This window comes from Acidocella aluminiidurans (genome assembly GCF_055383125.1).
Map to the genome: position 1 here is coordinate 193,627 of NZ_AP031589.1, position 21,520 is coordinate 215,146.

The following is a 21,520-nucleotide window of genomic DNA, read 5'->3' on the forward strand; positions in this document are numbered from 1 at the left end:
GAAGATCAACTGCGGGTTACACTGACTTCAGCATGCCTGATCTCCTCGATTCGCTGATGCCCGGGCTCGCATTGCCGCCAGGTCCGGTGCTGCGCACCACGCGTCTCACCCTGCGCCCGCTGCATGGTGGGGATGTCGCCGCGTTTCATCGTCTCATCAATGACTGGGACATCTGCCGGCGCGTGCCGGATGCGCCCTTTCCCTATCCCGCGCTGCAGGCGGCGGAATGGGTGCAGGCGGCGGCTTCGGACCGCGCGGCGGGCCGCGCCGAGCAATTCGCCATCACCGATGCCGGCAGCGACGAGCTGCTGGGCTGCGCCGGGCTGAAACTCTCCAAGGACCGCAAATCCGCCGAGCTGGGCTACTGGATCGGCCGCGCCTATTGGCGCCAGGGCTACGCGCTGGAAGCGGTGCGCCGGCTTACCGAATGGGCCTTCGCGAGCCTGCCCATCACCCATCTCTCCGCCGTGGTGGCGGCGGATAATGACGGCTCGCTGGCGCTGCTGCGCAATCTCGGCTTCACCAAGACGCATAACGGCCACCGCGTTTTCTCCTGCCGCCCCGGCGAGAAGCTGCCGGTGAAGCATTTTGCTCTGGCCCGCGAACTGCCGCAGGACCAATCCGCGCCAAAGGCCGAAGAAGCGGCGAAAACATTGCTGGTGGTCGCCGCCGCCCTGATCGACGCACAAGGGCGGATTTTGCTGGCCCGCCGGCCCGAGGGGAAGAAAATGGCCGGGCTCTGGGAATTCCCCGGCGGCAAGCTGGAGCCGGGCGAGACCCCGGAAGGCGCGCTGGCCCGCGAGCTGCGCGAGGAGCTGGGGCTGGAGACCGAGCCCAAGGATTTCGCCCCCTTCGTCTTCGCCTCCCATGCCTATGACAGTTTCCATTTGCTGATGCCGGTGTTTCTCTGCCGGCGCTGGCGGGGCGAGCCGCGCGGCCGCGAGGGGCAGAAACTCGCCTGGGTGGCGCCGGAGGATCTGGCGGAATACCCGATGCCCGCCGCCGACCGTCCGTTGATTCCGATGTTGAGGGATTTTCTATGATGCCAGCCGAAATCAACAAATCCGCGGCGCCTCAAGATGAGGCTGGCATCGCGCGTGGGGATGGTGGGGCGGCCACGCGCCAAACAAAGTCAGGCAACCCCACCGCCGCGATCCTGATCATCGGCAATGAGATCCTCTCCGGCCGCACCCAGGATGTGAATGTCCAGTTCATCGCCCAACGCCTGGCCGCCCTGGGCATCCGGCTGCAGGAGGTGCGGGTGGTCCCCGACATTGCCGCCCGGATCATCGGCGCGGTGAACGAGCTGCGGGCCGCCTACACCATGCTGTTCACCACAGGTGGCATCGGCCCGACCCATGACGACATTACCAGCGAATGCATCGCCGCCGCTTTCGGCGTGCCCTGGGAGCTGCATGAGGAAACCGACGCGGAGATGAAGGCCCATATGGGCGAGCGCTACAACGAAGCCCGCCAACGCATGGCGACGATGCCGCGCGGCGCCGTGCCGATCAAGAACGAAGCCAGCATCGCGCCGGGCTTTACCATCGGCAATGTGCATGTGATGGCCGGGGTGCCGCGGATCATGCAATCGATGCTGAAGGCGCTGGAGCCGCAATTGCCGCGTGGCGAGGCGATCCAGATGCGCGCCGTGCACGGCATGGGGGTGATGGAAGGCGGCATCGCCGCCGGGCTTTCAGCCATCCAGGATAGATTTCCGCAGCTCGATCTCGGCAGCTACCCGTTCAAGCGCGATGGCGGCTGGGGCGTGGCTTTGGTGGCCAAGGGCACCGACCTTCCCGCCATCGAGGCGGCGATTATCGAAGCGACCGCGCTGATCCGCGCCCAGGGCGTGGAGCCGGTGCAGGGCGAACCCGCCTGACGAAGCGCCACACCCTTTGGCGGCTTTCCACGCCGCATGGCGGCGGCAGCTTTGCCGCCTTCGTCCGAAAATTTCAGGCGAACGCATTCGCCCGGCAGAGCCGGATAAACCCCATCGCCGCCTGATGCAGCGGCCGGCCGGCGACGGCGGTGAGCAAGATCTGCCGGGTCAGATCCGGCTCCACGAAGTCCCGCGCCGCCAGAGACGGGGAGATCGCCGCACGGTCGGAAAGCAGGGCCACGCCCAACCCGGCGCGCACCAGCTCCTGCATCTGCCCCAGCCCGGCGCGCAGGCGCTGGGTGCGCAAAGGCGGCGCCGCCAGCCGCGCCAGCGCTTCGCCGAAATTGCCGCATTCATCGCTGAGCAGCAGGGTTTCGCCGGCCAGATCTGCCAGGCCGCACTGGTTCTTGCGGGCGAGGGGATGGGTTTCCGGGCAGATCAGCCGCGGGGCATCGGTGAAAACTGGCCAGCGGTTCAGCCGCTCGGGCAAGGGCGCATCGGCGGGGAGCAGGGCGCAATCCAGCGCGTCGGCCAGCATCGAATCCACCAAGGTGCCGCATTGCGCTTCGGAGAAATGGATTTCCGTACCGGGCAGCACGCGCAAAATCTCCGCCACCGCGCCGGTGATCGGCGTGGCGGGAATGCCCGGCCCCAGCCCGATGCGCAGGCTGCGCGGGGCCGGGTTCTGATGCGCGCGGGCGAGCGCCTGGGCGGCCTGCGCGGCCTCCACCATCGTCTCGAAATGCGGGCGCATCTCCTGGCCCAAGGCGGTCAGGCGGGTGAGGGTGCGTTCGCGGAAGATCAAGGCGCCGCCAAGCTCTTCCTCAAGCTTCTGGATCGCGCGCGAGAAGGCCGGCTGGGTGACGTTGCAGGCCTGCGCGGCGCGGGAGAAATTCAGCGTCTCGCACAAAGCGAGGAAATAGCGGACCTGGGTGAGTTCCATCAGCGCAGGCCCGCCAGCGCGTCCAGAATGGCCTCTGGCTCGGGCCATTTGGTGAAATCCGTGTCCACGAAGCGCCGGGCGATGCGTCCATCCGGGGTGATGATGAAAATCGCCGGCACCGGCAGGCACCAGGCGGCATTGCCGTGGCGCAGCTCCATATCCAGCCCCGCGGCAACCAGCCCGGCACGGTAGAGCGGGGGGATCCGGTACACCACCCCGGCTTGCAGCCCGACGCCGAAATCCACATCGCACAGCACCTCCAGCCTACCGCCATGGCGGGTTTGCAGGGCGGCCGGCAGAGGACCGGTTTCAGGGGTGAGGGCGAGCAGCGAGGCGCCCGTTGCGCTAATGCGCGGCATCGCCGCGGCCAGGGCTTCCAGCATCAGCTTGCAGAACGGGCACCAGGTGCCGCGGAAAAAACCCAGCACCACCGACCCGTGGCGCAGCCGCGCGCCGAGCGAGACCAGCCCGCCATGGGCATCCGGCAGCATGAAATCCGGGAAGGCGGCCCCTTCGGGCAGGATCAACTCCGCCATGCGGGCCGCTTCGAGGGTGTCGACAAGCTGCCGATACGATGCATCCCAGACAGCATTTTCACGCCGGCTTGTGCGCAGACTATCCAGCTTCTGGGTCAGATCGCCGATGATCGGCCTCCTGGGTGGCGTGGGGTATTATGTATTGAGGCTGACGCCGGAGCGTCAAGAAGAGCAGCGTGAAGAAGACATGGGCCTCCCAGATCCGGCGCCCCACGCTTGGCGTGAGGCGCTGAGCTGGCGGTTACTGGCTGTTGGTGCCGTGACCCATGCTGTTATTGCCCATGCTGTCATGGCTCATGCCGTTGCCCATGCTGTCCTGGGTTTTGGTCTTGCCCATGTCATCATGTTTCATCGCATCATGGCCCATGCTGTCATGGCTCATGCCATTGCCCATCGTGTCGTGGCTCATGGCGCTGTTGCCCATGGTATCATGGCTCATGCCCGTGCTGGTCTGGGCGAGGGCGGCGCCGGCAATGGAAATGGACATGGCAGCGGCGAAAGCAAGTGAACGCAACATCGAAAATCTCCTGTGGGTGAGGCCGGATGATCCGGTGCCGCTGAGATGGCCCATTCACCATGTTCCACGCCAATGCCGTTGAGGCATGAACTCGATGCCTGAATCAGCCGCATCCAAGCCGGAAACCATGGCGTATAAGATCTCAAGTTTCCAAAACCGAGCGGAGTGCAGGCCATGCGTGCGCGCGTCATCCATCCCTGGCCCTTGCGGCTGACCCACTGGCTCAACGTCATCGCGATGGTGACGATGATCGGCTCCGGCTGGCAGATTTATAATGCCTCGCCCTTGTTCAATTTCAATTTCCCCGTCGGCATCGGTGCGTGGCTGGGGGCGGGAATCGCCTGGCATCTGGCGGCGATGTGGCTGCTGGTGCTGAACGGGCTGATCTATCTGGTCTGGAGCCTGGCCAGCGGGCATTACAAGAAATTCTTCCCGATCCGCCCGCGCGCGGTGCTGGCGGATCTGCGGGCGGCCTTGCGCTTCAATCTCAAGCATGAGCGCGGGGTTTATAATGCCGTGCAGCGCCTGCTTTATCTGGGCGTGCTGCTGGCCGGCCTGGTGGCGGTGCTCTCGGGGCTGTCGATCTGGAAGCCGGTACAGCTCTGGTTTCTGTGCGATGCCTTTGGCGGGTTTTTCATCGCCCGTTACGTGCATTTCTTCGCGATGACCGGGATCTGCCTGTTCATCCTCGTCCATCTTCTGCTGGTGGCGCTGGTGCCGAAAACCTTGCCGCCGATGATCACTGGAGGCCGCCTGCCATGATCCAACGCCGTTCATTGCTGCTGCGCGCCATGGCGCTCGGCGCCGCCGCCCCGCTCGGGGGCTGCAATTACGAGGATCCGGCGCATCCGGACCTCGCCGATAAATTCCTGCATGCGATGTCCGCCTGGAATGACCGGGTGCAGGAGGCTCTGTTCAACCCGCACACGCTGGCTCCGACCTTCCGGCCGGACCAGATCACCCGCCCGCCGCGCTTCAACGCGTTCTATTCCATCGACCAGGCGCCGGTCGTCGATGCGGCGAGCTACAAGCTGGAGCTGGGCGGGCAGATCCAGAGCAAGACCGGCTGGAGCCTGGCGCAGCTGCGCGCCCTGCCGCAGCATGAGCAGATCACCCGCTTCGTCTGCGTCGAGGGCTGGCGGGTGATCGGGCAATGGTCGGGCGTGCGGCTGAGCGATTTCCTGGCGCATGTCGGCGCGGATACCAGCTGCAAATATGTCAGCTTCAAATGCGCCGATGGCTATTACAGCTCGATCGACATGCCCTCGGCCCTGCATCCGCAGACCATTCTGGCGCTGGATTTTCTGGGCCAGCCGCTCACCGCGCCGTTCGGCGCGCCGGTGCGGCTGCGCATTCCCATCAAGCTCGGCTTCAAGAACCCGAAATCCATCATCCAGCTCGCCGTCACCAATGTCTATCCGGGTGGCTATTGGGAGGACCAGGGCTATAACTGGTTCAGCGGGTCATGAGGGGGCATCGTCTGGTGCTCGCGGCAGCTTTGGCGCTGTCCGCATCTCCGGCCTTTGCCCGGCCGGTGCTGGTGGAGCTGTTCACCTCGCAATCCTGCTCCTCCTGCCCGCCGGCGAATGCGCTGCTGGGGCAGCTGAAAGCGCAGGATAAGGATATTCTGCCGCTGAGCTTCGACGTGACCTACTGGAACGATCTCGGCTGGAAGGATACCGATTCGCTCCCAGGCGCCACGGATCGGCAGGATTGGTATGCCAGCCTGCGCAACAGCACCGAGGTTTATACGCCCGAGGCGGTGGTGGATGGGCAAAGCCAGCTTGTTGGTAGCCATGCGGCGGAGCTGCGCGCGGCGATCAAATCCGCCCAGGCCGCGCCCGCGGGGGATGTGGCGATCAGTATTTCCGGGCAGGAGCAGCTCGGCATTTCGGTGGCCGCCGGCAAAGGCACCGGCTCGGTGCTGCTGGTTGGCTATGACGACCAGCACCGCACCCATGTCGGTGCCGGGGAGAATGGCGGTGTGGTGATCACCGAGGTGAATGTGGTGCGCGCCATGGTGCCTTTGGGCGCCTGGTCCGGGGTCGCGCTGCAGCTGCGGGTGCCGCACCCGGCCGGGCAGCATGTCGCGGTGATTTTGCAGGGCGCTGACGGCCGGGTGCTGGGTCTGGCGGCGCGCTGATTTGCCGGCCAGGGTCGCGCATCGGGCAAAGAAAAACCCGCCTCGTGGCGGGTTTTTCTTTGGGGAGGCTCTGGATCAATACAGGCCGCCCAGAGATTTCTCGACCGTGGAGGGCGTGGCCGGCGTACCGGGGGCAGCGGGCTGGCCGGGGGCGGTCAGGCTCGGGGCGCCGCTCTGGCTGTTATCCATGCCGCCGCCGAGCAGGCCATTCTGGTTCTGCGCGCCCGGGCTCTGGCCGGGTTTGAAGGCTTCCGTCACCATCTGCCCGTTCGGTTCGGGCACCTGCTGCAGGGTCATCCCTGGCGGGGTGGCGAAATCCAGATCCGGCTGGCCCTTGAGCGCCACCTTCATGAATTCATTCCAGATCGGGCCGCAGACATTGCCGCCGGTTTCGTTGTTGCCAAGGCTGGTCGGCGTATCGAAGCCGGTCCAACAGCCGGTGACGATGCCCGGCGTGTAGCCGATGAACCAGGCATCGTTGAAATCGTTGGTGGTGCCGGTCTTGCCGGCGACGGGCTGGGAAATGCCCTTCACCGCCGGAACACCGGTGCCGCGCAGCACCACGCCCTTCATCATCACCTGCATCTGATAGGCGGAATCCGGATCCGCCACCTGCTGGCCGGTCTGGGTCAGAACCGGCGGCTGGTCCGGGTTGCCGTTCACGCAATTGGCGCATTGCTCGCCGGGGGCCTGATAGAGCACCGTGCCATCCGGGTTGGTGACGCTGTCGATCAGGCTGGGTGTGACCATCCGGCCGTAATTATCGATGGTCGCATAAGCGGTGACCATTTTCCACAAGGTGGTGTCGATGGCGCCGATGGCCGAGGGATAATAAGGTGGCATTTTATCGACGATGCCGAAATCCTGGAAGGTTTTGGCGATCGCCGGCAGGCCGATCTGGCGGGCCAGATGCAATGTCGCCAGGTTCAGCGACTGCTCCAGCGCGTGGAAGATGGGCACCGGGCCCTCGAAAGTCAGCTCGTAATTGCCGGGGCGATAGACAGTGCCATCCGGCAGAGTCTGCACGAACGGGCCATCCAGCACCTGGGCGTCGGGCTGGATGCCCTGCTCCATGGCGGTGAGATAGACCAGCGGCTTCACCGAGGAGCCGGGCTGGCGCTGCGCCTGGATGGCGCGGTTGAAGGGGCTGACATTATGGCTCCAGCCGCCGACCATGGCCAGCACCCGGCCGGTGCGCGGATCCATCGAGATCAGAGCCGCCTGGACCAGCGGGATCTGTTCCAGGGAGAGGGATTTGAGGTCGCCGGAGACCATCACCACATCGCCCTCATGCAGCACCTGGGCGGTGGAGCTGGGATGCGCGCCGGGATGGCCATTCACCAGCGGCCGCGCCCAGCGCATATTGGCGATTGGCAGCGTGCCGATGCCGGGCTTGCCGTCCGCCGGGTCGAGCGTGCCGATCCGCGCGCTGGGGCCGCTGGCGGCGAGCACGATGCCAAGCCGCCAGCCCTCGCGCATGCCTTGCGGGGTGGATTGCTTGGCCAGCAGCTTCTGCCAGTTATCGGCCAGATCGGGAGTCGCGAGATGGTTCACCAGCCCGTGCCAGCCGCCATAGATATGGTCGTAATCCTCCAGCCCGTTGCGCACCGCCGTGGTCGCGGCCTGCTGCAGCGTCGGGTTGAGGCTGGTGCGCACGATCAGCCCGCCGGTATTCACCGCGTCGGCGCCGAATTTCTGCACCAGCTGGGCACGCACCGCATCGGCGAAATAGCCGCCATTCACCAGATCCTGCCGGGCCTGGCCGGCTTTCGGCAGCAGCGGCTCGGCCAGGGCGGCCGTGGCCTGGTCCTGGGTGATGACGCCATCGGCCAGCATCCGGCCGATGATGAAATTGCGCCGCTGCAGCGAATCGGCGGGGTGCAGGAAGGGGTTGTAATTGGTCGGCGCCTTCGGCAGCGCGGCCAGCGTCGCCGCCTGGGCGATATCGAGCTGGGAGAGCGGCTTGTCGAAATAGGTCTGCGCGGCGGCGGCGACACCGAAGGAATTCTGCCCGAGATCGACCTCGTTCAGATACAGCGTCAGCACCTGCTGCTTGCTCATCGCCTGGCTGACGCGCATCGCCAGCAGCGCCTCCTTAATCTTGGTGGCGAAGGTGATGTGGTTATCCAGCAGCATGTTCTTCACCACCTGCTGGGTGATGGTGGAGGCGCCGATGGGCCGCCGGCCGGAGCCGATCAAGGTGATGTCGGTCAGTCCGGCGCGCACGATCGCCGCCGGATTGATGCCCGGCTCCACCCAGAACAGCCGGTCTTCCGCCGAAATAAAGGCGTTCTGCACGACTTTCGGAATCTGGTCGTAGGACACATAGATGCTGTGCTGCGTGCCCATTTCCGCCAGCAGCTGGAAATTCGAGGTATAGACGCGCGATTCCAATGGCGGCTTGTAGGTCTTCAGGCTGTCGATGCTGGGCAGGCCGGAGGAGAAATACAGGAAGGCCCCGCCCGCCACGACGATGCCGGCGATGATGACGACAAACACCAGCTTATAGACGCTGGAGACGCAGAAGGCGAAAATTTTGCCGATCAGGCCGCGAGGCTTGCGCGGCTTCGGCGCGCGCGGGTCCCGTGGCGGTTTTGGCCGTTGCGGGGCCTGCTGGCGGCTCGGGCGCGCCAGCCGCTCGCCGGGCGTGAAATCGTCATTCTGATCGGACATGCGCGGCTCTTAGCACCTTGTTTTATGGCCCGCGAGAGAGGCGAAATGACAGCTTTGCAATTCAGCCGGCCATGCGTCCACCGGCCGGGCCGGTGAAATAATGGTCCACCGCGCGGGTGAGCTTGGCCACCAGCTGGCGGCGCTGGCGCAGGTCGCGCAGCCGCCGTTCATCCTCTGCATTGCTGAGGCAGCCCATCTCCAGCAGCACGGAGGGGATGGAAGGATCGCGCAGCACCGCGAAATTGGCGCTGCGCTTGGGGTCCGGCAGCAGCGGGATGTCGCCGGAAAGCGAGCTGGCGATGTCGTTCTGGAAGGTGGCGGAGCCGATCTTGGTGGCGCGGGTTTCCAGGCTGGCCAGGATATTCGCCACTTGCGGCGAGACGTCGGAGGGGGCGGCGCTGGGGCCGTCGGCGCTGTTCTCATCCGCCGCCACCGCCGCCGCCAGCCGGTCGGAGGCCTTGTTGGACAAGGTGAACACCGAGGCGCCGCGCAAATCCGGTTCGGGCAGATGATCGCAATGCATCGAGAGGAAAAGATCCGCCTTATGCTCCAGCGCCAGATTGACGCGCCCTTCCAGCGTGATGAACTCATCGCTGCTGCGCGTCATCGCGACACGGTAGCGGCCGGTCTCCAGCAAAGCGTGGTGGAATTCCAGCGCCGTCGCCAGGGTGATGGTCTTTTCATAATAGCCATCAGGGGCGATGGCGCCGGGATCATGCCCACCATGGCCGGGGTCCAGCATGATCAGCGGTTTCTGCACGGCGGCGCAGGCCGGGCGGGAGAGGGCGGCAAGCCCGGCGGCGCCGAGTCCCAGGCGCAGAAAACCACGGCGTGTGGGGTCGCAAATCAGGCACATGCGTGTGGTCCTACCATCCGGCTTTCAGTTTTGGCTACGACTCATTGATAATCAGCCGGTTTTAGCGCGAGAAACGTAACCGCTTTATGTCCGCTTCTGGGTCTGTATGCGGCGCTGCACCAACATTTCACCGATCTGCGGGAGGGGGCTTGCGGAAGTTTTACGGCTTGGCTATAGGCTCGCCGCATCGGAGTGTAGCTCAGCCTGGTTAGAGTACTGTGTTCGGAACGCAGGGGCCGGAGGTTCGAATCCTCTCACTCCGACCAAATTTTCTCTCAAACATTTTAATCGTGGTTATTGGTAGAATTTAATTTTCTCCAGGTTCGGTCATGCTTTTCTGGCGTTTTTTTCACGTACGTGCGCGAAATGATGCTGCGCTGCAGTATAGTGCGTTAAAAATTCCAAAATTCATAAAAAACTTTCCTTGAACCAATTGCCTCCGAAAAATCTCTGCCCCATAGATGCTCTATTCTACCGGAGCGTATCTGGCGAAAGTTTTATTTTGCCGGTTTGCATGGGATGACATTTTGGAAGGAAACGACATGTCGGGGACCTCGGCTATCGATATCAGGCGGGCGCGTAATGCCGTTGTGGCCGCTTTTTTGGGCTGGACGCTGGATGCGTTCGATTTCTTCATTCTGATCCTTACCCTTGATAACGTCTCCAAGGCGTTCGGCGTCACCATCGGCTCCGTGGCGTTCTCGATCACCCTGACGCTCGGCACCCGCGCCATCGGCGCCTTCGTGTTTGGCCGGCTGGGGGATATTTACGGCCGCAAGCCGATCCTGATGCTGGTGATCGTGCTCTATTCCTTCTTCGAGGCGATGACCGGTTTCGCCTGGTCCTTCGTGTCCTTCATGGTCATCCGCACCTTGTTCGGCATCGCCATGGGCGGCGAATGGGGCCTTGGCTCCTCGCTGGCGATGGAGACGATCCCGGATCGCTGGCGCGGCTGGGTCTCCGGCCTGCTGCAGGCGGGCTATCCGTTCGGCTTCTTCCTGGCCACGCTGCTGTTCGATTTCGGCATGCAGCCGCTGGGCTGGCGCGGCATGTTCTTCGTCGGCGCGCTGCCGGCCCTGCTGGTGCTCTACATCGCCACCCAGGTGGAAGAGAGCCCGGCCTTCGAGGCGATGAAGCATCGCCCGACCAAGGTTTCCATCGGCACGGTTCTGCGCAAGAACATGAAGCTGGTGATTTATGGCGTGCTGATGATGGCGGCCTTCAACTTCTTCTCCCACGGCACGCAGGATATTTACGTCAAGCTGTTCCTGGGCAAGCAGCTGCACTTCACCCACAGCCAGATGGCCAATGCCGGGCTGATCTTCAACGCCGGCGCGATCATCGGCGGCGTCCTGTTCGGCTTCCTCAGCCAGAAAATCGGCCGCCGCTACGCGATCATCGGCGCCTGCTGCGTCTCGCTGCTGGCCCTCTATCCCTGGTCGCATGGTTCGGATTTCACCACCATCGCCATCGCCGCCTTCTTCATGCAGATCGGCGTGCAGGGTGCCTGGGGCGTGGTGCCGGTGCATCTGAACGAGCTCTCCCCGTCTGAAATCCGCGGCACCTTCCCGGGCTTCGTCTATCAGCTGGGCAATTTCGTCGCCTCCTTCAACGCGCCGATCCAGGTTGGCATGGCGATGAGCCATGGCGGGGATTACGGCTATGCGCTGGCGGTGGTCGGCGGTGTCGTCGCCGTGGTGCTGATCCTGCTGATGCTGTTCGGGCCGGAAGCGCGTAACGTCTCGATGACCCACGCGACCCTGCCCGAGTAATCTCGATGCCGGGGGCCGGTTGCGGCCCTTGGCAAGCTGCCCACTACAAGGGATGCTTCCGCGAGGGAGCATCCCTTTTTTGTTGCGGGAGTTTGAATGGGCTGGATGAGCAGGGCAGGGCGCGGCTGGCTGCGGGGCGCGGCGGGGGTGCGTGCCGGCTGGCGCGGGCTCGCCTATCTGTTGATCGCCCTGGTGCTGGTCGCTGTCGAAATCGCCGCACTGGCTTGGCTGAAGCCGCCCTGGGTGAGGCCGACGGCGCTGCTCAGCCCGCGCATCGTCCTACTCAACGAGGCTTTGCTGCTGGTGCCGATCTATCTTGCCAGCCAGGCCATGGCCCGGGCCGAGGGGCAGGATGTCGCCGCGTTCGGGTTGCGCCAGCCGCGGCCCGTTCGCGCGCTGGCCTGGGGGCTGGCGGCCGGTATCGCCGTGCTTTCGCTGCTGATCGCGCTGCTTTGGGGCGGTGGGTTGGCGCGGATCGGCGGGCAGGGGCTGGGGCTGGCGGCGTCTTTGGCCAGCCTTGCGGCCTGGTTCGGCGTCTCACTGCTGGTCGGCTTCACCGAGGAGTTGGGGCTTCGCGGCTATCCTCTGGTCGCCCTGGCGCGTGGCACCGGCTTCTGGCCGGCGGCTTTGATCACCAGCCTCGTCTTCGCGCTGCTGCATATCAGCAACGGGCATGAGAGCGTTATCGGCATCGTCAATGTGTTCGGCGCCGGGATGATTTTATGCCTCGCCCGTCAGCGTACTGGCGGGCTGTGGTGGCCGATTGGCTTTCACACCGGCTGGGATTTTGCCCAGAACGTGATCTTCGGCACCCATGATAGCGGCCAGGGCTGCGCCGGGGCGCTGCTCAGCACCCTGCCGGCCGGGCCGGCCTGGCTCTCCGGCGGGCTGACTGGCCCGGAAGGCAGCGTGATCGGTCTGGGCGTGGAACTGTTGGTCGCCGCGGCGATTTTGACCTGTCCGTCTCCGGCTCGGAATGATTTTGATATGGATCAACGCGGGCCTACCGGGTAATCATCCCTGCATGAGTTCCTTCGGCAAGATCGCCTCGCTGCGCCATCCGGTCTCCATCAATCTGACCGAGCGCCCGGCCGCCTCCGCCTGTGATGATTGCGGCGCGCGCCATATGGGGCTGTGCGACGCGCTTTCCGATGATGAGCTGGTGTTTCTCTCCCGGGCGGCGCAGCGCGTGACTTTTCCGGCCGGTAAGCTGTTCATGGAAGAGGGCGAGCCGGCGCAGTATTTTTATAACATGAATGCCGGCACGGTGCGGCTGTTCAAGGCGCTCCCGGATGGGCGCCGGCAGATCACCGGCTTTGCCACCGCCGGCCATTTCATCGGGCTGGCTTCGCTGGAGACCAACATGGTCTCGGCCGAGGCGATCGAGACGGTGCAGCTCTGCCGCTTCTCGCGCGCCAATCTGCACGCCATGTTCAGCGAATATCCGGCGCTGGAGCGCAAGCTGCTGGATGTGGCGATGCATGAGCTGGTGCTGAGCCAGCAGCAGATGCTGCTGCTTGGCCGCAAGACCGCGCTGGAGCGCATCGCCAGCTTCCTGATCGGCTGGGCGCAGCGCCAGGAAATTTGCGGCGCCGGCAAGCTGCCGCGCCCGGGATCGAAGCTGACCTTGCCGCTCTCACGCACCGATCTGGCGGATTATCTCGGCCTGACCATCGAAACCGTCTCGCGCTCGCTCAGCCAGCTGAAAAAGGACGGGTTGATCGAAATCCCCAATATTCACGAGATCGTTCTGCAGCGGCCGCAAGCCTTGGAAAACATCGCCGAAGCCGCCAATTGACAAGCATCAAGGCGCGCCCAAGCGTCTCCTGCCAGGAACAAGGCAGGCTCTAGTCAGGAGGATGCCATGAATGTTTCCGAAGTGATGACGCGCAACGCGCTTTCGGTGCAGCCGCGTACAACGGTTGCGGATGCGGCGCGGATCATGCTGGCCAACCAGGTCAGCGGGCTGCCGGTTCTGGATGAGGCCGGCGCGCTGGTGGGGGTGGTGACGGAGGGGGATCTGCTGCGCCGGGCCGAGATCGGCACCGAAGGCAGCCCGGCCGGCTGGCTGAAGGCGCTGCTGCAGCCGGCGGCGGTGGCGGCTGATTATGTCGCCACCCATTCCCGCCATGTCAGCGGGGTGATGACCCATAGCCCGATTTTCGCCACGCCCGAGATGTCGCTGGGCGAGGTGGCGCAGATCATGCTGCGCAAGCATATCAAGCGCCTGCCGGTGATAGAGAATGGCAAGCTGACCGGCGTGGTCAGCCGCGCGGATCTGTTGAAGGCGCTGACCGCGAAGCTGATCGAGACCCACCCGGAAGTGCGGACGGATGCGGAGATTCTGGCCTATATCAAAGCCGAGATCGCCAAGGCGAACTGGGCGCCGAAATCCGGCCTGCGGGTGAGTGTGCAGGATAAGGTGGTGACGCTGGATGGCACCATCTTCTCGGATGAGGAGCGTCAGGCGGTGGTGTGCATCGCCGAGAACGCGCCGGGCGTCGAGGATGTGCACGACAAGATGATCTTTGTCGATCCTGGCTCGGGCCTGTCCTTCCCGGCGACGGCCTGAGGGGATAAAAGTTTTTAGGGCGTGGCCCTTTTTTTAAAAAGGGCCACAAAACGCTCGGGGTTTTGGTAGCCTTGGCGCCACCACCCCGACCATTTTCGCCGCTTTTTTGAAAAAAAGCGGCACCAAAAAACGTCTTCTACTTATTCCGCGGCGGCGCGCAGCGCCAACCCCGTTCCCAGCGGCGCCAGCGGCAGGGCGGCCAGCAGCATCGCGAAAATCATATAAAACGGTGCCGCCGGATGCGGGCTGGTCGCGGCGGCGGTGCCGAAGATCAGGCTCGGGATCATCAGCGGCAGCGTGATCAGCGGCATCAGGATCGCGCCGCGCCGCGCCCCGGTGGTCAGCGCTGCCGCCAGCGTCCCCAGCAGCGAGAAAATCAGCGTGCCCGGCAGCAAGGTGGCCAAGAGCACCGGCAGTTTCTCGCCGGGCAGGCGTAGCATCACCGCCAGCGGCGCGGCGATGATCAGCAGCGGCAGCCCGGTTGTCAGCCAGTGCACGGCGGCCTTGGCGGCGGCGATTAAAGATGCGGGCTGGCCGGAGAGCAGCAGCAGATCCAGCGTGCCATCCTCGAAATCCGGCCCGAACAGGCGCTCCAGCGGCAGCAAGGCGGCCAGCAGCGCGGTCACCCAGACCACGCCCGGCGCGATCCGCCCCAGCACCACCGGATCCGGCCCGGCGCCGAAGGCGAACAGCGTCCCGGCGATGACGAAAAACAGCAGGGCCGCCATGCTCTCGGCGCCGTGCCGGAGGGAGAGGCGCAGCTCCCGCGCGATCAGCTCGATCATAGCGCCAGAACCTCGGTGCCGGGCAGCTCGATCGGGGTATGGGTGCTGGCGATGATCATGCCGCCTTTCGCCAGCTGGGCGGCGCAGAGGCCGAGAAATTGGTCGATGGAGGCGGCGTCGAGTCCCGTCGTCGGCTCATCGAGCAGCCAGAGCGGCCTGTCGGCGGCCACCACGCGGGCGATGGCGAGCCGCCGCTTCTGCCCGGCGGAGAGGAAACGCGCAGGCAAAGCCTGGAATTTTTCCAATCCCACGGCGGCGAGCGCGGATTTGGGGACATGCTCGCCAGCGGTGAGCGCCGGTTTCACCGCATCCTGATGGCCGAGCCAGGCGATGCGCTGGGCATGCGCCTCGCGGTCGGCGAAAGCGGGCAAAGCGTCCCAGAACAGTTCACCCGCGGCCAAAGGTGTGAGCCCGGCGATGGCGCGCAGCAGGCTGGATTTGCCCGCGCCATTCGCCCCGCGCAGCAGAAGCATGCCGCCAGGGCGAAGCTCAAAGCTCACACCCTGCTGCACCAGGCGTTCTCCGCGGAAAATGGCGAGTTTTTGGGCAGTGAGCAGGTGCAAAAATCCTTGGTCTCGGAATGGACGGGCGGGTACGGCTATGGTTTAAGCCGCACCAAATCACAAGCGGCAACTGCAGAAAGGTTTTGCCCCATGACAGCGATCGGCCACGATAGCCTGGAAACCAAGAAAACCCTGACCGTTGACGGTAAGTCCTATGAGTATTTCTCGCTTCCGGCCGCGGCCGCCAAGCTGGGCGATATTTCGCGCCTGCCGAAGACGCTGAAGGTTCTGCTTGAAAACGTGCTGCGCTTTGAAAACGGCGGCAGCTATACCCAGGAAGACGCCAAATCCATCATCGCCTGGCAGGAAAAGGCCTCCTCCACCAAGGAAGTGCCGTTCAAGCCCGCCCGCATCCTGATGCAGGATTTCACCGGCGTGCCGGCGGTGGTGGATCTGGCGGCGATGCGCGACGGCATTGGCCGTCTGGGCGCCGCCCCGGAGAAGGTGAACCCGCTGATCCCGGTGGATCTGGTGATCGATCACTCGGTGATGGTGGATTATTCCGCCTCCCACGACGCGCTGCAGAAGAATATCGACCTCGAATTCGAGCGCAACGCCGAGCGTTACCGCTTCCTGCGCTGGGGCCAGGAGGCTTTCAATAATTTCCGCGTGGTGCCGCCCGGCACCGGCATCTGCCACCAGGTGAACCTGGAATATCTGGCCCAGGTCGCCTGGACCTCCGAGAATGGCGGCAAGACCTATGTCTACCCGGACACGCTGTACGGCACCGACAGCCACACCACCATGGTCAACGGCCTGGGCGTGCTGGGCTGGGGTGTTGGCGGCATCGAGGCCGAGGCCGCGATGCTGGGCCAGCCGATCGCCATGCTGATCCCCGACGTGGTCGGCTTCAAGCTGACCGGCAAGCTCTCCGAAGGCGTCACCGCGACCGATCTGGTGCTGACCGTCACCCAGATGCTGCGCGCCAAGAAGGTCGTCGGCAAGTTCGTCGAGTTCTACGGCGAAGGCATGGCCGAGATGGCGCTGGCGGACCGCGCCACCATCGCCAATATGGCCCCGGAATACGGCGCCACCTGCGGCTTCTTCCCGGTTGACGAGGTCACGCTGGAATATCTGCGCCTCTCCGGCCGCGACGAGCACCGCATCAAGCTGGTCGAGGAATACACCAAGGCCCAGGGGCTGTGGCGCGACGCGCATGAGCCGGTCTTCTCCGACACGCTGGAACTGGATCTCTCCACCGTCATGCCCTCCCTCGCCGGTCCGAAGCGCCCGCAGGACCGCGTGCTGCTGAAGGACGCCGCCTCGGCCTTCAAGTCCGAGCTGACCAAGAGCCTGGGCGTGCCGGCCGATGCCGTTGCCGCCAAGGGCGCCGTCGCCGGGACCAATTACGAAATCACCCATGGCGACGTGGTGATCGCGGCGATCACCTCCTGCACCAACACCTCCAACCCGTACGTGCTGGTCGCCGCCGGCCTGGTGGCCCGCAAGGCCCGGGCGCTGGGCCTGGCGCCGAAGCCCTGGGTGAAGACCTCGCTCGCCCCCGGCAGCCAGGTTGTCACCGACTATCTGAACAAGTCCGGCCTGACCGAGGATCTGGATGCGATCGGGTTTGAGACCGTCGGCTATGGCTGCACCACCTGTATCGGCAATTCCGGCCCGCTGGCCGACCCGATCGTGGACGCGATTGAGAGCAACAAGCTGGTGGCGGTGTCCGTGCTCTCCGGCAACCGTAACTTCGAGGGCCGCGTGCACCCGAACGTGCGCGCCAACTACCTGGCCTCGCCGCCGCTGGTGGTCGCCTATTCGCTGTTCGGCAATATGCGCGAGGACATCACCACCGCGCAGATCGGCACCGCCAAGGACGGCAAGCCGGTGTATCTGAAGGATATCTGGCCCTCCAACAAGGAGATCCAGGATATCGTCGGCCAGGTGCTGACCCGTGAGATGTTCCTGGAGCGCTATTCGGACGTGTTCAAGGGCCCGGCCGAGTGGCAGGCGATCGAAGTCACCGGCGGCACCGACACCTATGCCTGGCCCTCCGGCTCGACCTATGTGAAGAACCCGCCCTACTTCCAGGACATCACCCCGGAGATCAAGCCGGTGAGCGATATCCATGGCGCGCGGATCATGGCGCTGCTGGGTGACTCCATCACGACCGACCATATTTCCCCGGCCGGTAACATCAAGAAATCCTCTCCCGCGGGCGTGTTCCTCTCCGAACACCAGGTGCAGCAGAAGGACTTCAACTCCTACGGTTCGCGCCGTGGGAATGACGATGTGATGGTGCGTGGCACCTTCGCCAATATCCGCATCAAGAACGAGATGATGGGTGGCGCCGAGGGTGGCAACACCAAATATTATCCGGGCGGGCAGGAGATGCCGATTTACGACGCCGCTCAGAAATACAAGAAGGATGGCGTGCCGCTGGTGGTGTTCGCCGGCCAGGAATACGGCACCGGCTCCTCGCGTGACTGGGCGGCCAAGGGTACCTTCCTGCTGGGCGTGAAGGCGGTGATCGCCGAGAGCTTCGAGCGTATTCACCGTTCCAACCTGGTTGGCATGGGCGTGCTGCCGCTGCTGTTCAAGAACGGCCAGACCCGCAAGAGCCTGGGCCTGACCGGCGAGGAGACCGTGGACATTGTCGGTCTCGACAAGCTGGCCCCGCGCATGGACATCAAGGCGATCATCACCCGTCCGGATGGCGCCAAGGAGGAGATCGAGCTGCTCTGCCGCGTCGATACCGCGGACGAGGTCGAGTACTACAAGAATGGCGGCATCCTGCAGTACGTGCTGCGCGGCATGGCCAAAGCCGCCTGATATTGCTTCCGGGGCACGGCAGAAGCCGCGCCCCGGACGTAAAATTTTCAAAAGTTTTCGGTTGCAGCCTTTTTTCGAAAAGGCTGCATTCTTTTTGTCTCGTGAACGCCAAAAAGCCCCGAAGGGCTTTGTGTAAGGCTTTAATTTAGAAGGAAGTGGTGGGCGCGACAGGGATTGAACCTGTGACCCTTCGCGTGTGAAGCGAATGCTCTACCGCTGAGCTACGCGCCCGGTGGGCGGGCTGATAATCTGCTCACAAGGCGCTGTCAATCACCTGACATAAACCATTTCGCGCGAGCCTCTCCGTATATTGCGGGGACTTCATGAAGCTTTCAGGGAAAATGTCAGAAAATTGAGGTTTTGCGATCATCGGGTAGGCATGGAATAGTCGTCGGAATGGTGATGATTTCTTCACATCAGCCAGCTGACCTCGCCGGACGCGACGGGGATTGCCTTGGGTTTCTCGCTCATGGCGGCGCAATGGGCGAATTGATCGGCGGATTCGATTGGGCGCGCACGAGTCTCGGCCCGGCCGAAGGCTGGTCGGCCGCGTTCAAGGGGCATGTCGCCACCTGCCTGCGGGTGCCACAGCCGCTGGCGATTCTCGCCGGGCCCGAGGGGGTGGTGCTGTATAACGATCCCTGCATTCCCTTGATGGCCGCGCGCGGGGCGTCGATGCTGGGCTGGAGCGCGCGTGCCGTCTGGCCGGAACTGGCGGATATTGTCAGCCTCGGTCAACTCGCGGAGCAGGGGGCGGGATTGCAGCCCATGACGGTCGATCTTGGCAGCGTCCCCGGCCAGGGGCGGCTGAGCGCGACCTGCCTGCCCTTGATGGGGGATGCCGGGAAAGTGCTGGCGGTGCTGGTCGTCCTCAAGCTGGGGACAGAGGATGTGAACACCCTGCCATCCGCCGCGACACAGCTGCCGGCCCTGCGGCGCCTTGCCGAGGCGATGCCGGGCCAGGTCTGGAGCGCGCGTCCGGATGGGCGGATGGATTGGATGAATGACCGGCTGAAGGCCGCTTTGGCCGCTGATGGCGGCGAGGGCTGGCCCGGTTTGCTGCATGAGGATGATCGCAGCGCCATCGCCCGGCGCTGGGCCGAGGCGGTGGCGGCCGGCATCCCGTATCAGGCCGAAGCCAGGTTGCGGACGCCCGAAGGCAGCTATTTCTGGCACCTGATCCATGCCACCCCGATTCGCGGCGCCGGCGACGAGGTCGAAGGCTGGGTTGGCAGCAATGTGAACATCCATGCCCGCAAGCTGGCCGAGGCCGAAGCCAGCGAGGCCCGCAACCGGATCTGGACGCTCAGCCGCGTCTATATGCTCACTTTCGATTCCCACGGCGTCATCCTGCACAGCAATCCGGCGATCGAGCGTGGGCTGGGCTGGCGCGAGCAGGAGCTAAGCGGGCGCAGGCTGCGCGCCTGTATCCATCCCCAGGATTACGTGTCGGCTCGCCAGGTCTTTGAGCGACTGGCCCAGGGGGAGACCATCCAGGGCTTCGAGTGTCGCTGCCTGATGAAGGTTGGGCATTACCGCGTGGTCGATTGGGAGGTGGTGCCGGATGGCGCGCTGAACCATGCGGTCGGGCGTGACATCACCGACCAGCGCGCCGCCCTGCGTATGCTGGAGCAGACCTGGGAGCTGTCTCCGGTGATGAAATTCATCACCGGGGAGGAGGGCATCATCGTCACCGTCAACCCTGCCTGGAGCAAGGTTCTGGGCTGGGACGAGGCGCAGAGCCGCGGGCGGATGCTGCAGGAGCTGGTGATGCCGGAGGATTGGGAACGGCTACGCCGGCATCTCTATGAACCGGGCGCGGCGCGGCGCGGCGGTGAGATCAGGGTGGGCATGCGGGCCAGGGATGGCGGGCGGCGGGAGGTGGTCTGGACCCATGTCGCCGAAGGCGGGCTGCATTACGGGTTCGGACGGGACGTGACGGCCGAGCATGAGGCGGCGGCGGCGGCGGCGGCGGCGAGTGCCGAGCGCGAACAGATCTGGGTCTCAGCTAATGATCTGCTGGCGACGATGACGCCGAATGGCAGGCTGCGTTCGGTCAACCCGTCCTGGCGGCGGTTGCTCGGCTATGAGGAGGCGCGGTTACTGGCGGCACCGTTGCTGGAGCTGGTACCAAATGCCGACCGACCCGCCGCCGCGCGCGCTTTGCAGGCGCTACGCGCCGGCCGGCCGGTGCGCGATGCGGAATGGCGGATTCTCGACCAGGCGGGGCGCGCCGTGCTGGTTTCCTGGTCGGCGGACCCGTTGGATGGCGCTGTCTATGTCGTCGGGCGCGATGTCAGCGCCCAGCGCGAGGCGGAGGAATTGCTGCGCCAATCCCAGAAGATGGAAGCGGTCGGCCAGCTGACCGGCGGCATCGCGCATGATTTCAATAATCTGCTGCAAGGCATCAGCGGCAGCCTGGAGGTGGTGGGCAAGCGGCTGCAACGCGGCCAGCATGAGGGGCTGGAACGTTTCATCGAACTGGCCATGGCCGCCGCGGACCGGGCGGCGGCACTCACCCATCGCTTGCTGGCCTTCTCGCGCCGGCAGCCGCTCGACCCCAAGCCAGTATCGGCGAACCCGCTGATCGGCTCGATGGAGATGCTGCTGCGCCGGACCTTGGGCGAGGCGGTGGAGCTGCGTCTCGAATTGCAGGATGGGTTGTGGACGACCTTGTGCGATCCCAACCAGCTTGAAAACGCCCTGCTGAACCTGACCATCAATGCGCGCGATGCGATGCCGGATGGCGGACGGCTGGTCATCGCCACGAAGAATATCGAGCTGGATGCGCCAGGTGTGGCCCGGCCGGGCGATATCGCATCCGGCGCCTATGTCTGCATCAGCGTCGCCGATAGCGGGCTCGGCATGGATGCCGCCACCGTGGCGCGGGCTTTCGAGCCGTTTTTCACCACCAAGCCGTTGGGGCAGGGCACCGGGCTCGGCCTGTCGATGATTTACGGCTTCGCCCGGCAATCAGGCGGCTTTCTGCGAATCGAGTCCGAGCCCGGTGCCGGCACCATTGTCCGGCTCTATCTGCCGCGCTGCCTGGAATGTGACGCCCCGACCGCGCAGGTCGCGCCGGCGCAGATCGCCTACGAGGCGACCGGCGAGAGCGTGCTGGTGGTCGAGGATGATGCGATGGTGCGCGCCTTGATCGTCGAGGTGTTGGGCACGCTCGGCTATGCCGCGCTGCAGGCCCAGGATGGGCCGCAGGGGCTCGAAATGCTGCAATCGCGCCGGGCGATCGATCTGCTGATCACCGATATCGGCCTGCCGGGGCTCAATGGCCGGCAGATCGCCGAGGCCGGACGGCTGCTGCGCCCCAATCTGAAGGTGCTGTTCATGACCGGCTATGCCGAGAAAGCAGTGATTCAGGAGGGCGGGCTGGCGCCGGGCATGGAGATCATGGCCAAACCCTTCACCATGGACGCTTTGGCGGCCCGGCTGCGCGGGATGCTTGGAAACAGCGCTTAACAGCGCTTCCGGCGTGACGCGGCGGA

General features: G+C 64.7%; 18 protein-coding genes and 2 tRNA genes. 12 read left to right on the top strand and 8 right to left on the bottom strand.

Translation table 11 applies throughout. From position 1 onward, the window contains the following. Positions 1-32 precede the first annotated feature (32 nt). Both mutT and ACZ46S_RS00970 read left to right on the top strand, forming a co-directional pair. A complete protein-coding gene (mutT, locus tag ACZ46S_RS00965) occupies positions 33-1,043 on the top strand; it encodes an 8-oxo-dGTP diphosphatase MutT (RefSeq protein WP_464062993.1) in 1,011 nt (336 codons plus the stop codon). Further along, a complete protein-coding gene (locus tag ACZ46S_RS00970) occupies positions 1,040-1,882 on the top strand; it encodes a competence/damage-inducible protein A (protein ID WP_464062994.1) in 843 nt (280 codons plus the stop codon). The genes mutT and ACZ46S_RS00970 overlap by 4 nt, the downstream gene beginning before the upstream one ends. Before the next feature lie 73 nt (positions 1,883-1,955). Here ACZ46S_RS00970 and ACZ46S_RS00975 read toward each other — a convergent pair whose 3' ends face one another. The 3 genes from ACZ46S_RS00975 to ACZ46S_RS00985 all read right to left on the bottom strand — a co-directional run bounded on the left by ACZ46S_RS00975 (position 1,956) and on the right by ACZ46S_RS00985 (position 3,878). Then, on the bottom strand, positions 1,956-2,825 hold the full coding sequence (locus ACZ46S_RS00975; RefSeq protein ID WP_464062995.1) for a LysR family transcriptional regulator: 870 nt from the start codon (positions 2,823-2,825) through the stop codon (positions 1,956-1,958). Next, positions 2,825-3,361, bottom strand: a complete 537-nt coding sequence (locus tag ACZ46S_RS00980; protein WP_464062996.1) for a peroxiredoxin-like family protein — start codon at positions 3,359-3,361, stop codon at positions 2,825-2,827. The genes ACZ46S_RS00975 and ACZ46S_RS00980 overlap by 1 nt, the downstream gene beginning before the upstream one ends. 241 nt (positions 3,362-3,602) lie before the next feature. Next, complete coding sequence (locus ACZ46S_RS00985; RefSeq protein WP_464062997.1) at positions 3,603-3,878, bottom strand: hypothetical protein; 276 nt, start codon at positions 3,876-3,878, stop codon at positions 3,603-3,605. Between the two features lie 174 nt (positions 3,879-4,052). Here ACZ46S_RS00985 and ACZ46S_RS00990 point away from each other — a divergent pair, with 174 nt between their 5' ends. From ACZ46S_RS00990 to ACZ46S_RS01000, 3 genes are read left to right on the top strand one after another with little or no spacing between them, the layout of a single operon-like run. Next, the gene (locus tag ACZ46S_RS00990) at positions 4,053-4,640 is read left to right on the top strand and encodes a cytochrome b/b6 domain-containing protein (RefSeq protein WP_295743766.1); all 588 of its coding nucleotides are present in this window, start codon (positions 4,053-4,055) and stop codon (positions 4,638-4,640) included. After that, positions 4,637-5,347: a molybdopterin-dependent oxidoreductase gene (locus ACZ46S_RS00995; RefSeq protein WP_464062998.1), complete on the top strand. Its 711-nt coding sequence runs from the start codon at positions 4,637-4,639 to the stop codon at positions 5,345-5,347. Before ACZ46S_RS00990 ends, ACZ46S_RS00995 begins: the two co-directional genes overlap by 4 nt. Then, the gene (locus ACZ46S_RS01000; RefSeq protein ID WP_464062999.1) at positions 5,344-6,021 is read left to right on the top strand and encodes a DUF1223 domain-containing protein; all 678 of its coding nucleotides are present in this window, start codon (positions 5,344-5,346) and stop codon (positions 6,019-6,021) included. Before ACZ46S_RS00995 ends, ACZ46S_RS01000 begins: the two co-directional genes overlap by 4 nt. A 75-nt stretch (positions 6,022-6,096) precedes the next feature. On the opposite strand, the gene ACZ46S_RS01005 is transcribed toward ACZ46S_RS01000, so the two are convergent. Next, positions 6,097-8,694, bottom strand: a complete 2,598-nt coding sequence (locus ACZ46S_RS01005; protein ID WP_464063000.1) for a penicillin-binding protein 1A — start codon at positions 8,692-8,694, stop codon at positions 6,097-6,099. 61 nt (positions 8,695-8,755) lie between these two features. After that, positions 8,756-9,550 carry an N-acetylmuramoyl-L-alanine amidase family protein gene (locus tag ACZ46S_RS01010; RefSeq protein ID WP_464063002.1) on the bottom strand — a complete coding sequence of 265 codons (795 nt, stop codon included), beginning with the start codon at positions 9,548-9,550 and terminating at the stop codon, positions 8,756-8,758. A 188-nt stretch (positions 9,551-9,738) separates the two neighbouring features. Between ACZ46S_RS01010 and ACZ46S_RS01015 the strand changes: the two genes are divergently transcribed. From ACZ46S_RS01015 to ACZ46S_RS01035, 5 genes are all read left to right on the top strand, one after another. Next, positions 9,739-9,816 (top strand) — tRNA-Pro (locus tag ACZ46S_RS01015). A gap of 324 nt (positions 9,817-10,140) precedes the next feature. Continuing rightward, positions 10,141-11,322: an MFS transporter gene (locus ACZ46S_RS01020; protein ID WP_464063003.1), complete on the top strand. Its 1,182-nt coding sequence runs from the start codon at positions 10,141-10,143 to the stop codon at positions 11,320-11,322. A gap of 96 nt (positions 11,323-11,418) precedes the next feature. Continuing rightward, entirely contained in the window at positions 11,419-12,336 is a 918-nt protein-coding gene (locus ACZ46S_RS01025; RefSeq protein WP_464063004.1) for a lysostaphin resistance A-like protein, read from the top strand. A gap of 10 nt (positions 12,337-12,346) precedes the next feature. Next, on the top strand, positions 12,347-13,120 hold the full coding sequence (locus ACZ46S_RS01030; protein WP_295743743.1) for a Crp/Fnr family transcriptional regulator: 774 nt from the start codon (positions 12,347-12,349) through the stop codon (positions 13,118-13,120). A 66-nt stretch (positions 13,121-13,186) separates the two neighbouring features. Beyond that, a complete protein-coding gene (locus tag ACZ46S_RS01035) occupies positions 13,187-13,894 on the top strand; it encodes a CBS domain-containing protein (protein ID WP_464063005.1) in 708 nt (235 codons plus the stop codon). Between the two features lie 140 nt (positions 13,895-14,034). On the opposite strand, the gene ccmB is transcribed toward ACZ46S_RS01035, so the two are convergent. Further along, the gene (gene ccmB, locus ACZ46S_RS01040) at positions 14,035-14,679 is read right to left on the bottom strand and encodes a heme exporter protein CcmB (protein ID WP_464063006.1); all 645 of its coding nucleotides are present in this window, start codon (positions 14,677-14,679) and stop codon (positions 14,035-14,037) included. Next, positions 14,676-15,191, bottom strand: a complete 516-nt coding sequence (ccmA, locus tag ACZ46S_RS01045; protein WP_464063007.1) for a heme ABC exporter ATP-binding protein CcmA — start codon at positions 15,189-15,191, stop codon at positions 14,676-14,678. Before ccmA ends, ccmB begins: the two co-directional genes overlap by 4 nt. A gap of 141 nt (positions 15,192-15,332) precedes the next feature. Between ccmA and acnA the strand changes: the two genes are divergently transcribed. Then, on the top strand, positions 15,333-18,020 hold the full coding sequence (acnA, locus tag ACZ46S_RS01050; RefSeq protein WP_464063008.1) for an aconitate hydratase AcnA: 2,688 nt from the start codon (positions 15,333-15,335) through the stop codon (positions 18,018-18,020). A gap of 156 nt (positions 18,021-18,176) precedes the next feature. Here acnA and ACZ46S_RS01055 read toward each other — a convergent pair. Further along, positions 18,177-18,251 (bottom strand) — tRNA-Val (locus tag ACZ46S_RS01055). A 249-nt stretch (positions 18,252-18,500) separates the two neighbouring features. Between ACZ46S_RS01055 and ACZ46S_RS01060 the strand changes: the two genes are divergently transcribed. After that, entirely contained in the window at positions 18,501-21,494 is a 2,994-nt protein-coding gene (locus ACZ46S_RS01060; RefSeq protein WP_464063009.1) for a hybrid sensor histidine kinase/response regulator, read from the top strand. The last annotated feature ends 26 nt before the right edge of the window (positions 21,495-21,520 follow it).